The sequence below is a fragment of the Streptomyces sp. NPDC039462 genome (genome assembly GCF_055639375.1).
This window is the reverse complement of record NZ_JBVKAO010000003.1, coordinates 796,825-808,866: the sequence shown is the minus strand read 5'-3', so window position 1 is coordinate 808,866 and position 12,042 is coordinate 796,825. Positions and strand designations below refer to the sequence as shown.

14 protein-coding genes and 1 pseudogene are annotated in these 12,042 nt (G+C 72.2%); 9 read left to right on the top strand and 6 right to left on the bottom strand.

Features of this window, described 5'->3' with window-relative positions:
- The first annotated feature begins 9 nt into the window (after positions 1–9).
- Both ACZ7LU_RS20850 and ACZ7LU_RS20845 read left to right on the top strand, forming a co-directional pair.
- A complete protein-coding gene (locus ACZ7LU_RS20850; protein ID WP_471917551.1) occupies positions 10–795 on the top strand; it encodes an arylamine N-acetyltransferase family protein in 786 nt (261 codons plus the stop codon).
- A gap of 114 nt (positions 796–909) precedes the next feature.
- Positions 910–1,386 carry a VOC family protein gene (locus ACZ7LU_RS20845; RefSeq protein WP_398306598.1) on the top strand — a complete coding sequence of 159 codons (477 nt, stop codon included), beginning with the start codon at positions 910–912 and terminating at the stop codon, positions 1,384–1,386.
- Positions 1,387–1,428: 42 nt separating this feature from the next.
- Here ACZ7LU_RS20845 and ACZ7LU_RS20840 read toward each other — a convergent pair whose 3' ends face one another.
- Positions 1,429–2,160 (bottom strand): class I SAM-dependent methyltransferase, encoded by a 732-nt coding sequence (locus ACZ7LU_RS20840; protein ID WP_471917550.1) that lies wholly within the window; start codon positions 2,158–2,160, stop codon positions 1,429–1,431.
- Positions 2,161–2,305: 145 nt separating this feature from the next.
- Here ACZ7LU_RS20840 and ACZ7LU_RS20835 point away from each other — a divergent pair, with 145 nt between their 5' ends.
- Positions 2,306–3,139, top strand: a complete 834-nt coding sequence (locus ACZ7LU_RS20835; RefSeq protein ID WP_471917549.1) for a hypothetical protein — start codon at positions 2,306–2,308, stop codon at positions 3,137–3,139.
- A gap of 39 nt (positions 3,140–3,178) precedes the next feature.
- Here the strand turns inward: ACZ7LU_RS20835 and ACZ7LU_RS20830 are convergent, their stop codons facing one another.
- Positions 3,179–3,676 carry a GNAT family N-acetyltransferase gene (locus ACZ7LU_RS20830; RefSeq protein ID WP_398306604.1) on the bottom strand — a complete coding sequence of 166 codons (498 nt, stop codon included), beginning with the start codon at positions 3,674–3,676 and terminating at the stop codon, positions 3,179–3,181.
- A gap of 9 nt (positions 3,677–3,685) precedes the next feature.
- On the bottom strand, positions 3,686–4,234 hold the full coding sequence (locus ACZ7LU_RS20825) for an ArsR/SmtB family transcription factor (protein WP_471917548.1): 549 nt from the start codon (positions 4,232–4,234) through the stop codon (positions 3,686–3,688).
- A 58-nt stretch (positions 4,235–4,292) separates the two neighbouring features.
- Here ACZ7LU_RS20825 and ACZ7LU_RS20820 point away from each other — a divergent pair, with 58 nt between their 5' ends.
- Positions 4,293–5,255, top strand: a complete 963-nt coding sequence (locus ACZ7LU_RS20820; RefSeq protein WP_471917547.1) for a S41 family peptidase — start codon at positions 4,293–4,295, stop codon at positions 5,253–5,255.
- A 49-nt stretch (positions 5,256–5,304) separates the two neighbouring features.
- Here the strand turns inward: ACZ7LU_RS20820 and ACZ7LU_RS20815 are convergent, their stop codons facing one another.
- Positions 5,305–8,109, bottom strand: a complete 2,805-nt coding sequence (locus ACZ7LU_RS20815; protein WP_471917546.1) for an alpha/beta hydrolase — start codon at positions 8,107–8,109, stop codon at positions 5,305–5,307.
- A 170-nt stretch (positions 8,110–8,279) separates the two neighbouring features.
- Between ACZ7LU_RS20815 and ACZ7LU_RS20810 the strand changes: the two genes are divergently transcribed.
- The 4 genes and pseudogenes from ACZ7LU_RS20810 to ACZ7LU_RS20795 all read left to right on the top strand — a co-directional run bounded on the left by ACZ7LU_RS20810 (position 8,280) and on the right by ACZ7LU_RS20795 (position 9,940).
- Positions 8,280–8,723 carry a DUF3093 domain-containing protein gene (locus ACZ7LU_RS20810; protein WP_468308167.1) on the top strand — a complete coding sequence of 148 codons (444 nt, stop codon included), beginning with the start codon at positions 8,280–8,282 and terminating at the stop codon, positions 8,721–8,723.
- Between the two features lie 33 nt (positions 8,724–8,756).
- Positions 8,757–8,909: a hypothetical protein gene (locus ACZ7LU_RS20805; protein WP_471917545.1), complete on the top strand. Its 153-nt coding sequence runs from the start codon at positions 8,757–8,759 to the stop codon at positions 8,907–8,909.
- A 57-nt stretch (positions 8,910–8,966) separates the two neighbouring features.
- Positions 8,967–9,140 (top strand): annotated as a pseudogene (locus ACZ7LU_RS20800) (3-oxoacyl-ACP reductase); the annotation flags it as partial.
- Positions 9,141–9,499: 359 nt separating this feature from the next.
- Entirely contained in the window at positions 9,500–9,940 is a 441-nt protein-coding gene (locus ACZ7LU_RS20795) for an SSI family serine proteinase inhibitor (RefSeq protein ID WP_468088780.1), read from the top strand.
- 151 nt (positions 9,941–10,091) lie between these two features.
- On the opposite strand, the gene ACZ7LU_RS20790 is transcribed toward ACZ7LU_RS20795, so the two are convergent.
- Together ACZ7LU_RS20790 and ACZ7LU_RS20785 are read right to left on the bottom strand one after the other, a co-directional pair.
- A complete protein-coding gene (locus ACZ7LU_RS20790; RefSeq protein WP_398306618.1) occupies positions 10,092–10,514 on the bottom strand; it encodes a YunG family protein in 423 nt (140 codons plus the stop codon).
- A 30-nt stretch (positions 10,515–10,544) separates the two neighbouring features.
- On the bottom strand, positions 10,545–11,765 hold the full coding sequence (locus tag ACZ7LU_RS20785; RefSeq protein WP_471917544.1) for a CaiB/BaiF CoA transferase family protein: 1,221 nt from the start codon (positions 11,763–11,765) through the stop codon (positions 10,545–10,547).
- On the opposite strand from ACZ7LU_RS20785, the gene ACZ7LU_RS20780 reads away from it, so the two are divergent.
- A complete protein-coding gene (locus ACZ7LU_RS20780) occupies positions 11,759–12,031 on the top strand; it encodes a GNAT family N-acetyltransferase (protein WP_471917543.1) in 273 nt (90 codons plus the stop codon). The two genes, ACZ7LU_RS20785 and ACZ7LU_RS20780, sit on opposite strands and share 7 nt — an antisense overlap.
- Positions 12,032–12,042 lie beyond the last annotated feature (11 nt).

Below are 12,042 nucleotides of genomic sequence, written 5' to 3'. Positions count from 1 at the left end.
CTGGAGCCCATGGACACCGAACAGATCGACGCCTACCTGCGGCGCATCGGCATCGAACGCCCCGCCGACCCCACGACGCGAGCCCTCCGCGACCTGCATCTGGCGCATCTGCGCAGCGTGCCCTTCGAGAACCTCTCGATCCACCTCGGTGAGGACATCGAGCTCACCGACCAGGCACTGGTGACGAAGGTGGTGGAGGCGCGCAGGGGCGGCTTCTGCTACGAACTCAACGGCGCCTTCGCCGCCCTCCTGAGAGCCCTCGGCTTCGACGTCACCCTGCTGCAGGCCCGCGTGTACGACGACGCCGGAATGCCCGGCATCCCCTACGACCACCTCGCTCTGCGCGTGCGCACCGAGGACGGCGGGGACTGGCTGGCCGACGTCGGCTTCGGCGCGCACAGCCACCTGCCGCTCGCCTTCGCCGACCGCGGCGGGCAGGCCGACCCCGGCGGGGCGTTCCGCATCGCGGAGGCTCCGGAGGGCGACCTCCAGGTCCTCAAGGACGACAAGCCGCAGTACCTGGTCGACCGGCGGCCGCGCGCGCTGGCCGACTTCAAGGTGGGTGCCTGGTACCACCGCACCTCGCCGGACTCCCACTTCACGCGCTCCCTGGTCTGCTCCCGCATCACTGAGAGCGGCGGCCGGATCACCCTCGGCGGACGCACCCTGACCACGACCGTGGACGGCGAGCGGCGGACGACCGAGCTGACCACGGAGGCGGAGGTGCTCGCGGCGTACGACCGGCACTTCGGCATCGTGCTGGAGAGGGAGCCGCAGCTGCGCGAGACCCGGTGACCCGGGGCGGCGCGATCCTGTCGCGGCGCGGCGATGACTTCCGGGCGGTGCGAGAGTCCACATAGGCAGACAGGAAGGGCGGCCAGGACCGCCGCGTACCGACAGGAGAGCACCATGCCCAGGATCACACCCAGCCTCTGGTTCGACCTGCAGAGCGAGGAAGCGGCGAAGTTCTACGTCTCGGTCTTCCCGAACTCGGAGATCAAGAACGTGTCGTACTACGGAGAGGGCGGCCCGCGCCCGGCCGGCACCGTCCTGAGCGTGGAGTTCTCACTCGACGGCCAGCTGTTCACGGCGCTCAACGGCGGCCCGCAGTTCACCTTCGACGAGGCTGTCTCCTTCCAGATCGACTGCGCCGACCAGGCCGAGGTCGACCACTACTGGACGAAGCTCTCCGAGGGCGGCGAAGAGGGCCCCTGCGGGTGGCTCAAGGACAAGTACGGCCTGTCCTGGCAGGTCGTGCCCACCGTGCTCGGCGAGCTCCTCACCGACCCCGACGCCGGGCGTGCGCAGCGCGCCATGCAGGCGATGCTGGGCATGGGGAAGCTGGACGTGGCGGCGCTGCGGGCGGCGGCGGACGGCGAGGCGTAGCGGATCCTCCCGCCCGCGCCTGCTCTCGCGGGTCCGGCGCCGCTAGGCCTTTCTCGCCACCACCAGGCGCCAGCGGGGGCTGCCGTCGGGCCGCCGTCCGAACTCCTCCAGGGGGCGGAGCCGCACGTCGAAGCCCGCGTCGACGAGGTCCTCGCGCACTCCGCCGAGCGGGAAGGTCCGGTAGTACATGACGAACGGCGGGCGCCACAGGAGGTTCCGCACGCGCATCACGCCGTCGAAGCCGAGCAGCGCCCAGTACCAGGGTGAGGTGAAGGGCTGCGGGGCACCGATGGGGAACACGAAGAGGCCCCCGGGGCGCAGCGCCCGGTGGACGCCCGCGAAGAGGGCGGGCCGCTCGGAGGGCAGGAAGTGACCGAACGCCCCGAAGCTGACGGCGAGGTCGAAGCCCCCGGTGAACGGCAGGGCGCGCGCATCGGCCCGGACCCACTCGACGGCGGGCCCGTCGGGACCGGGCCCTTGCACCGTCTGCGCGGCGGTCGCCAGCATGCCCGCGCTGAAGTCCACGCCGGTGACCCGCTCGCGGCACAGCGGGAGCAGCGTCCCGACGCCCGCGCCGGTGCCGCAGCACACGTCGAGGCCCGCGTCGAAGGGGCCGAGGGGGCGCAGCGCGTCGGCTGTCGCCCGCAGGAATCGGCCAGGCGTACGGAAGGGCGTGTGGTCGAATTTGGGGGCGAGCAGGTCGTATCCGTGCTCGGTGGACGAGAACGCCTGAACGGCGAGTTCACGCAGCGTGGGACCCTGGGAGGAGAACATCGGCTCCAGGGTAGCCAGCGGGGCCGGCGCACGGGTCCACGGCGGAGCGGCGCCGTGGCCGGATACCGCCACGAGGTCTACCGGGGGGTGGCAGAGGTCGGGTAGAGGTGCACGTCTGCCCCAGACCCGTTCCCGGAGGTGCCCCATGGCCACAGACCGGCACAGGACAAGGACCGCATCGGGCAAGACCCGGTTCGACGACATCTACGACCAGCCGGACCCGCGTGCCTACTTCCGGACGCTGGCGCCCTACGAGTACGAGATCCCGCAGCACGCCCAGGCGGTCTTCCGCCGCACCCGCGAGCTGCGGGAGCGGCTGTCCGGCGGCGAGGGTCCGGTGACGGTCCTGGACCTGTGCTGCTCGTACGGCATCAACGCGGCGCTGCTCAACCACGATCTGACGCTCGCCGACCTGTACGCCCACTACACGTCGGACGAGGCCGCCGCGCTCACGCCGCACGAACTCGTCGAGCGCGACAAGGCCTTCTACGCCTCGCGGAGGCGCCCCGACGCCACCCCGGTCATCGGGCTCGACCTGGCGGAGAACGCGACCCGCTACGCGCTGGACGCGGGCCTGCTCGACGAGGCGTACGCCGAGAACCTGGAGCGGCACCCGCCCAGCCCGCAGCTGCGCCAGGCGGTCGCCCGCACCGGTCTGATCACGGTCACCGGGGGCATCGGCTACATCTCGCACCGCACGTTCGACGCGCTGCTCGACTGCGCTCGGCTGCCGGTCTGGGTGAGCGCGTTCGTGCTGCGGACGGTGCCCTATGGGCGCATCGCCGAGACGCTGGCCGCGCACGGCCTCGACACCGCGACGGACTTCTCACGGACCTATACGCAGCGGCTCTTCACCAGCCCCGAGGAGCGTCGCGACGCCATCCGCCAAGTGACGCTGGCGGGTGAGGATCCCGCGGGGTACGAGTCGGAGGGCCGCTACCACACGCGGCTGCACGAGTCGCGCCCGCGCGGCGACTGACCCCGGGCGTCCCCCACCGCGGCTCCCGCCCTGCGGGCTTCAGAGCGTCAGTGCGTAGCTGGTCCCCGGGCGGCCGTCGAGCCGGACGTCCCCGACGGGCACGAAGCCGGCGCGGACGAGCACCGCCCGCGAGCCCGGGTTGTCGAGCGTCGTGGCGGCACGCAGCACGGTCAGGCCGTACGCGGTGACGGCGAGGTCGCGGATCTGCCGGACGGCCCGGGTCGCAAGGCCCTGGCCCGCGGCCTTCTCCGCGATGCGGTAGCCCAGTTCGGCACTGCCGTCCGCGACGTCGACGAGGTTGACCCGCCCGAGGATCTCGCCGCCGTCGTCCACCAGGACGTGGAAGAAGCACGCCCCCGTCGCCTGCTCGGCCAGGAGGGCGCGGTGCCGGGCGTCGAAGTCCCGGAAGTAGGCGTCCCCTCGGTCGGGGACGGACGCGGCGAAGTAGGCCCGGTTCGTCTCCTCGAAGGCGAGCAGCGCGGGGGCGTGGTCGGCCCGCAGGAGCTGGAGCTCGGGGGCGGTCGTCGGTGCGGACATGCGAGAACTCTACGCAGGGTCCTCGCCCGGCCGTACCTGCTCGTACATCGCCACCAGCACGCCGTGCACGGGCTGTTCACCCGTGTCCTCCTCGGTCTCGTCGACCAGCCGGGCGAGGGTCTCGGCGAGTTCCCTGGCCTTGTCGGGGCCGAGGCGCACATGCCGCAGGGACAGGGTGGTCTGCGGGGACCGCCCCAGCTCCTGGGCCACGGCGCCGAGCATGGCGGCGGTCCCCTCGGTCCGCGGCTCGGCGACGGCCATGCGTTCGGCCACGCGCTGGTAGTACTGCTCGGTGCCGCCCCTGACCTTGCGGGTCTCGGCGACGCGGACGAGACCGGCGGTGCGCAGCACCTTCAGATGGTGCGCCACGTTCCCCTTGCCGGTGTCCAGGCGGGTCGCCAACTGGCTGGTGGTGGCGGGCTCATGGCCGAGCGAGAAGAGCAGCCGCTGACGCAGGGGGTGCGCCAGCGCGGCGTGCTGCTCCGGTGACTCGATCTCGACGGCCTGGCGCGGCGGGGGCTGTTGGGACGGTGGGCTCTGCTGGGGCTGATCGGACATGAGTCAAGTGTCTAATGTTCTTGACGCTTTCGGAAGAGGGCTGTTCTACTCACCTGCCATGACCACAGTCACCCAGCGGCTCAGCGTCGCCACCGTCGTGGAAGAAACCGCCCAACTCGTAGATCAGCACTATGTGTTCCCCGAGCTCGGCGAACGGCTCGCCGCCCTGCTGCGGCTCCGTCTCGCCGAGGGCGCGTACGACGTCGAGGACGCCGCCGACCTGGCCCGCCTGGTCACCGCGGACCTCCAGTCCCTCAACGGCGACCTTCACCTGCGCCTCAAGCACCACGAACGGCCGGTGCCCGCCGAGCGGGGCGAGGCCGCCATGGCGGCGCTGCGCGAGAAGTTCGACTCCTCGCTGGGCGGCGCGCCCAGGGTGGAGCTCCTGGACGGCCGGGTCGCGCTGCTCGAACTGGCCCCGGCCCTGTTCCCGCTCTCCTGGTCCGCCGGGCCGCTGGGGGCCGCGCTCACCCTGGTCGCCGCCGCAGACGCCCTGATCCTCGATCTGCGCGCGAACACGGGAGGGGATCCGGACACGGTCGCGTTCGTCTGCGCGCATCTGCTGGACCGGCGCACCCACCTCAACTCCATGTACTGGCGCAAGGGTGAGCGTCTCGAACAGTCCTGGAGCCCCGTGCACGTGCCGGGCGCCCGCTTCGGCGGCAGCAAGCCGCTCTACGTACTGACGAGCGACCGCACCTTCTCCGCTGGCGAGGAACTCGCCTACGACTTGCAGCAGTTGGGCCGGGCGGTCGTCGTCGGCGGGACGACCGCGGGCGGGGCGCATCCGCGCGACGGCTGGACGGTGCATCCGCACCTGGAGGCGACCATCCCGGTGGGCAGGGCGGTCAATCCCGTGTCGGGCACCAACTGGGAGGGCACGGGCGTACGTCCCGACGTGCCCTGCGCCGCCTCCGACGCTCTCGACCGGGCGCACGCCCTGGCGCTGGCGCGGCTCGACACCCAAGGTGCCGAGCCGCGCCCACGGGCGGTCGACCCGGCGGACGCGCCGCTGGACTGACCGCGTTCGTGCGTGCTGCGCGTTGCGCGTTACGAGGCGTCTCGTGGCGCTATGAGGCGTCGCGCACCGTTCCGGTGACCACCGGGCCCGGCTGCGGCTCCCAGTTCTCGTCGTAGACGTGGAGCTGCGCCTTCAGGGATTCTTCCGGTTCGCCCGTCCGGTCCTTGGTGGTGGGCACGCGCACTTCGGCGCTCTTCTCGCCGGCGGGCACGGACAGGTACAGGCCCTGGCCCTGGCCCTCCGCCATCTTGGACAGCGGCCGCTCCGGGCGGGGCCGTGCGCCGAACTGGGCCTCCAGCCAGGCCGGGTCCACATCCAGGGTGGACAGCTCCGTGCCGCTGTCGACGGGCAGGAAGGACAGCTCGGCCATGATGTCCACGTCGACGGGCTCCGAGAGCGTCATCCGCCACTTCAGCGGCTTGCCCTCGGTGACCCGGTCCTTGACGGGTTCGAGCGTGATCTTCGGCATGGGGTCGTCGTTGCGCGCCGTCACCCCGCCGTGGTGGGAGCCCACCACCGCGCCGCGCACCGCCTTGACGAACGCGTCGTGCGCGACGTCGTAGCCGTAGCGGGTGTCGCCGCGCACCTCGACCGGCACATCGACGCTCTCCCCCGGACGCACCGTCAGAGTCCGATGGGTGAAGTCGTCCGTGCCGGGCTTGGGCATGAACAGCCGGACCTTGCCGCTGCCCTGACCCGAGACGCGCACCGGGACGCTGTAGGTGCGCACGCCGGAGTCGCCTTCCTTGACGGTCAGCCTGCCGAGGTCGACGCGCGGCAACTCGGCCGGCCGCACGGCGGGAGTGCCGGGGCGCCAGCCCCAGGCGTCCATCAGCCATGCCTTGCCGGAGCGGCTGCGCGGGGTGAGCTCCAGGGTCTTGACGTGCTTGAGGTCGAGCGTGTCCCGGGCCGCCGCCGACAGCGGTACGCGGACCTCGCGCCCCCAGTACGACGAGGTGCGGCCGCTGCCCGGCAGTCCGTCGACGCCGACCCTGCCGAGTTTCGCCCGGTGGCCCGACGCGTCGACGAGGGAGACGTCGAACCGGGTCCCGGTGGTGTTGGGCGGCACGATCACCCGCAGCGCCACGTCCTTGGCACCGGCGAGGGACACGGGACGTGCGGGGCTCATCCGGACCGGGTCCCCGGCCCGCGACCAGCGCATCGCCACCGCGTCACGGCCGGGTTCCGGTGCGACCTCCCAGTGGGCGAAGTGCGGTGAGCTGCCGGCCGTCCGCGACGGCAGACAGGCGTCGGCGTCCCGGGCTGCCACCTGGGCGCACACGCGTCCGCCGTTGACCTTCGTCGAGGAGCCGGGGAGCAGCGCCTGGGTGCGGTGCCCGCCGACGGCGTGGGTCAGCACCCGCGCGGGGTCGGCGGAGGGAGCCCGTCGGCCGGAGCCGTCGAGGAGGGGCCGCACCCGGTCGTCGCCCGCGACGAACAGCCGGGCCGACGCGGCGATGTAGGTGGCTCCGGCCGCCTGCTGCCGCGTGGCGGTGAGCCTGGTCGCGGTGCCCTTCGAGCAGACCGGGTCGGTGGTGTCGTCGGACGAGAAGTCGTCGTCGGCGGGCGCGGTCGCCTGGCCCGGCGTCCACTCGCTGTTGAAGAAGTTGTGGTTGGCGCCGACCATGTACACGGCGCTGTGCAGGGCGGCGCCGCGGCTGACGCCGCGCGTCCCGTCGACGTAGATCTCGCCCTGGAGGTCGGAGACGTCTCCGTCACAGCCCGGCAGGATCGTCGTGGAGGGCACGTCGGGGACCGGGTTCTGCCCGAAGACGGTGGGGCCTATCAAGACGTTGCCGCGGATCTTCCAGCGGACAGGACCGCGGTAGCCGTCCTGGTCGGCGGGCGGCGGCGAAAGGCTGTCCAGCGCGGCGCGGTTGACGCCCTCGCCGCCCCGGGAGTGTCCGACGAGGAGGACGCGGGACGGGTCGGCCGGCGCGACGGCGCGCACCCCGGCGGGGGCGGTGGACCGCTTCTCGGCCCAGTCCGCCCAGCGGGCGAGGTGCTGCCGCACCAGCGAGGAGCGGGCCTGTGCGCCGCCGTCCTCGGCGGCGTCGTCCTGGCCGTTGATGCCGTTGGCGGCGATGGAGACGGTGACGTACCCCTGGGAGGCCAGGAGCTTCTGGGCGCGGTGATAGCCCTTGTGGCTCGGCACCGGCTTCGTGCCGGACAGGCAGGGCCACCCCATGCCCTGCCTGTCCCCCGCGCCGTAGCAGGTGTAGTGACGGCCGTGCAGGAACAGGACCAGCGGCCGCTTCCCCGGGGCGTCGGTGGGGCCGATCACGTCGGCCTTCATCTCCACCGGTGCGGGAAAGCCGGGCAGCCGTACCGAATCGAGCGTGTACGTGCCGGTGGCGGTGCGGTAGCGGCCCGGCTTTCCGGGGTCGACGGCGTTCGCGGGCGGGGGTGTCGCGGGCCGGACGGAGGGGCCGGGCCGCGGGCCGCGCGACTCGGCGTCGGTCCCGGCCTCGTCCAGGCGGCGCCCGGCCGCAAGGACCTTCAGCTGCTTCGCGGGACCGATGCGCGCGCCGTTCAGCGGGAGCCGGAAGGAGCGCCCGTCCCGCGCCGCCACCGGCCGGCCGAGGAGCTTGTCCCCGGCGTAGAACTCGACCCGTGCGTCCCCCATGGGGACCGGCTCGGGCGAGGCCCACACGAGCTCCTTGCCCGCGCCTTCCCCGGCGAGCCGCCAGCCTTCCGGCAGGCCCTTGCCGTCATCGCCGGCCGCCGCGGGCGCCGGGGGTGGCCCGGAGGCAGGCGGGTCGGCGGACGGCAGGGCCTGTGCGGCACCCGGCGACACCGCCGCGAGGGCGAGCACCGCCAATGCCGCGGTCGCCACTCGTGCGACACGTCTCAACGTGGTTCTCCTCGTCATCACACACGTCGGAGCACGCTTTCGAACTCACGTGCCCCACTTACGCTTTCGATGACGGGAATCAATGGCCACGAGTTGCCTCGCGGTACACACGGGTGGCAAGAGGCGGGCCCCCTGCCCCCGGCCGCGCGCCTGCCTGCCAGGATGCGGTCATGCACATCTACGAAGAGCGGCTGAGCGTTCCCCGCTCCTGGTGGGGACTGGTGGCGCTGGGTGGAGCCGGGCTGGCCGTGGCGGCCATTCCCTTCGGCGTGCTCGCCGCGGTGACGGCGGCGACGGTCGGCGTCGCGGTGTCCGCCGCGCTCGTGTACATGCACGGCAGCGTGCGCATCCTGGTGACGCCCGGCTCCCTCGTGGTCGGCAAGCGGGTCATCCCCATCGAGGCGCTGGGCGCGACGGAGATCCTCGACGAGCGCGAGGCCTTCGAGTGGCGCACGGTCAGAGCGAATCCGTACGCGTTGCTGCTCCTGCGGTCGTACGTCCCCACCGCGCTGCGCATCGAGTTGCGCAACTCCTGGGGAGGCGCGCCCTACGTCTACGTGTCGACGCGTCAGCCGATGAACCTGGCCGCCGTGCTGGCGTTCTCCCGGGGCTGACCTGCCGCGCCGTCAGCCCTCCGAGGTGACGCCATGGCCGCGCAGTGTCGTGGTGGCGGTGTCCGGGAAGTCCCGTACGACACCCGTGCGGTCGCGCCCCGGCACCGCCAGTCAGGTCTCGACGGGCAGCGCGTCGGTCACGCGCAGGTGGACGAGGTCGGCGCGGGAGTACGAGCGCGACGCTGAGCGGTGCGTCCTGCTCCCACCAGCGCAGCGGGAAGACGTCGATCTGGACCTGCGGGTGCCGCCATCACGCGCGGCGACCTCCCGATCGGCGAGGTCCCGACGGACATGTTCACCGAGGTCATGGTCACCAACGCGCTCAGCCCCCTGCGCGTCGTGGAGCGGCTCGGCCCGCTCGTCGCACCCACGGGAACCATCGGCGTCATGTCGTCCGACAGGCCCGCACTCCCGCTTTTCCCACCTCGGGCGCGTCCGCGAATCCTGGGATTCGACACCGGAAAACCATCGATTCGAAAGGTGATGGCGCCGTTCAACGATGATTTCCGGACGATACAGATCGTCCGAGGTGGAACCAATTTTGGATTCCCGCAGGTCAGGCGTTGGTTCTCCGTTATACCAACACCGTTCGTCCACATGCTGGACACACCATACGGAACCGCTCCCACCACCCCTGAGCTGCCCGAACGACCGTACGGTCACCGCTCACCGGAACGGCACATCCGGAAATCGACCATCCGGATGGCACTCACTCTCCGCACCGGCAAGACTCCTCACCGCAGTCACCAACCACAACGATCGAAGGAGAGTCCACCATGCGTCGCACCCTCAAGGCCGTGGGAGCAGCCGCAGCAGCGGCCACCTGCGTCCTCGCCGCGACAGCAGGCACCGCGCACGCCGAGGCCCCGAAGACCAAGAGCCTCTACGCGCCGTCCGCCCTGGTGTTGACGGTCGGCCAGGGCGAGGACGCCGGCTCCGCCGCGGTGGAGCGCGCCGTGACACTCACCTGTGCGCCGCGCCCCGCGGGCAGCCACCCCGCACCTGCGGCCGCGTGCGCCGAACTGGCCGAGGTCAACGGCCGGTTCACCGAACTCGTGGACACCGCTTCCGACGCCATCTGTACCAAGGAGTGGCAGCCGTACACGGTGACGGTCGCTGGCGTCTGGAACGGCAAGCAGGTCAACTGGTCCACCACCTTCGCCAATCGGTGTGAGATGAAGGCTGGTCTCGGGGAGGGCGTCGCACTGTCCTTCTGACGGGATCCCTGAACCACACTCAAGGGAGTCCCGGTGACCTTTCGTGGGGGAAGGCGGCCGGGACGCGGGGCGGCCCCCGGTGTCGGGTGACACCGGGGGCCGTAGTGTTTCCCCGGTCCTTGTGAGCGGGTACGACTGGCCGGCTCGGCGTCTACGACGTGGCGTGCGCGCTCGCCGTCTCCCGGCCCCTGGCAAGCTCGTCCAGCCTCCGCAGGACCCTGGCGCGCAACAGCTCGTACTCCTCGCGGCAGCGGCGGATCTCGGGCGGCCGTGTGACGACCTCACCCGCCGTCACGACCTCCTCCGGAGCGAACTGGTGACGGGTGAGGTCTATCTCCACGCCTGCGCCCAACCGGTTCCACCAGTGGTAGTCCGTGCGCACACCGTCGACGCGCACCTCGCCGCACATGAGCTCACCGCCCAAAAGGTCGTGCAGGACCAGCGCGGTGACGCCGCACTGGCCCCGGGCCGGATTGTCCGGCGGCCAACTGTGCTTCGAATCGGGCGGATACGTGTCCGCACCCCAACTCTCCCGCAGCGCCGCCTCGATGTCGGTGAGTCTCAGTGGTGTCATGCCGGCAACCCTCGCACCCGCCACTGACAATCACGCGTCGTCCCAGGTCGCGGCCGACCGCACCACCCCTCGTCCGACCGCCCCGTCGATCGCCTCGTCGTCGAGTCCACCGGCCGCGAGCACCTCCCGCGTGTCCGCGCCCGCGGCCCGCACCTCCGGCCGGATCCGCGCCGGTGTGCGGGACAGGGAGACGGGCGAGGCGAGGCCGCGGTAGTCGCCGTCCTCGACGACGAGGCCGCGGTGGCGCACCTGGGGTGCGGTCAGCGCCTCTGCGACGTCGTGCACGGGCGAGGCGGGGACGCCCCGTGCCGTGAGGGGCGCGGTGAGGTCCGCGCGGGGGCGGGCGGCGATGGCCTGCTCCAGGGTGGCGCGGAGCTCCTGTTGGTGGCGTACGCGGTCCGGGTTGGTGCGGAAGCGGGGGTCGTCGGTGAGCCCCGGAAGCTCCAGGACGTCGGCGAGCGCGGCGAACTGCCGGTCGTTGCCGACCGCGATGAACAGCGGCCCGTCGGCGGCGGCGAACGAGTCGTAGGGAGCGATGGTGGGGTGCGCGGAGCCGGTGCGGCGCGGGACGGTGCCGTCGGCGAGCCAGGACGCCGAGTGGGGGTGGAGCAGGCTGACGGCGGTGTCCAGGAGGGTGCAGTCGACGAGTTGGCCGAGTCCGGAGCGGTGCCGTTCGTTGAGGGCCAGCAGGATGCCGGAGAAGGCGAGGATGCCGGTGACCTGGTCGACGACGGGGACGCCGACGCGCAGCGGCGGTCCGTCCGCTTCGCCGTTGACGCTCATGAGGCCGCCGTAGGCCTGCAGCACCGCGTCATAGCCGGGTTGTCCGCCGAGGGGTCCGTCGGTGCCGAAGCCGGTGACGCGGCAGTGGACGAGGGCCGGGAAGCGGCGCCGCAACTCCTCGTCCGCGTAACCCCACTTGGCGAGGGTGCCCGCCTTGAAGTTCTCGACGAGGACGTCGGTGTCGCGCAGGAGAGTGTCGAGGATGTCGCGCCCCTCGGGCACGGAGAGGTCGACGACGATGTTCTTCTTGCCGCGGTTGAGGTTCTGGTAGTACGCGGAGGTGTCCGGCGCGACGAACGGCGGGCCCCAGCCCCGGGTCTCGTCACCGGCCGGAGGTTCGACCTTGATCACGTCGGCCCCGTGGTCGGCGAGCAGTTGCGCGCAGTAGGGCCCGGCGAGGACCCGGGACAGGTCGAGCACCTTGAGTCCGGCGAGGGCGCCGTCGTGCGTGCCGGGGGGAAGTGTCATCAGCTGCTCCCAGTTCGGTCGTATGCGTTGGTGCGTGCGCCGTGTCGCGGGCCTGTCGCTGGCAGGGGCGCGGCTTCGCGTCGGAGGCGGCCCGCGGCTTGGTGGACTGGCTGGCGGGGCGGCACGGCGTACGTACGGTCGTCGCGCATGTCCATCCCCGCCACAAGGCGTCCGCGACCGTCGCGCGCCGCGGGCCTCGCCGCCACGGACGAGGTCCAGGACGGCGAGATCCGCTGGGAGTTGGGACTGAGGGCCCGAGGGCCTGAGGCGGCGGCCC

Coding starts and splice junctions, on each gene's coding strand:
- ACZ7LU_RS20830 (WP_398306604.1), bottom strand. CDS start 3,676: ATGTCCGCACCGACGACCGCCCCCGAGCTCCAGCTCCTGCGGGCCGAC.
- ACZ7LU_RS20790 (WP_398306618.1), bottom strand. CDS start 10,514: ATGACACCACTGAGACTCACCGACATCGAGGCGGCGCTGCGGGAGAGT.
- ACZ7LU_RS20845 (WP_398306598.1), top strand. CDS start 910: ATGCCCAGGATCACACCCAGCCTCTGGTTCGACCTGCAGAGCGAGGAA.
- ACZ7LU_RS20835 (WP_471917549.1), top strand. CDS start 2,306: ATGGCCACAGACCGGCACAGGACAAGGACCGCATCGGGCAAGACCCGG.
- ACZ7LU_RS20805 (WP_471917545.1), top strand. CDS start 8,757: ATGGCCGCGCAGTGTCGTGGTGGCGGTGTCCGGGAAGTCCCGTACGAC.
- ACZ7LU_RS20825 (WP_471917548.1), bottom strand. CDS start 4,234: ATGTCCGATCAGCCCCAGCAGAGCCCACCGTCCCAACAGCCCCCGCCG.
- ACZ7LU_RS20810 (WP_468308167.1), top strand. CDS start 8,280: ATGCACATCTACGAAGAGCGGCTGAGCGTTCCCCGCTCCTGGTGGGGA.
- ACZ7LU_RS20840 (WP_471917550.1), bottom strand. CDS start 2,160: ATGTTCTCCTCCCAGGGTCCCACGCTGCGTGAACTCGCCGTTCAGGCG.
- ACZ7LU_RS20850 (WP_471917551.1), top strand. CDS start 10: ATGGACACCGAACAGATCGACGCCTACCTGCGGCGCATCGGCATCGAA.
- ACZ7LU_RS20785 (WP_471917544.1), bottom strand. CDS start 11,765: ATGACACTTCCCCCCGGCACGCACGACGGCGCCCTCGCCGGACTCAAG.
- ACZ7LU_RS20795 (WP_468088780.1), top strand. CDS start 9,500: ATGCGTCGCACCCTCAAGGCCGTGGGAGCAGCCGCAGCAGCGGCCACC.
- ACZ7LU_RS20820 (WP_471917547.1), top strand. CDS start 4,293: ATGACCACAGTCACCCAGCGGCTCAGCGTCGCCACCGTCGTGGAAGAA.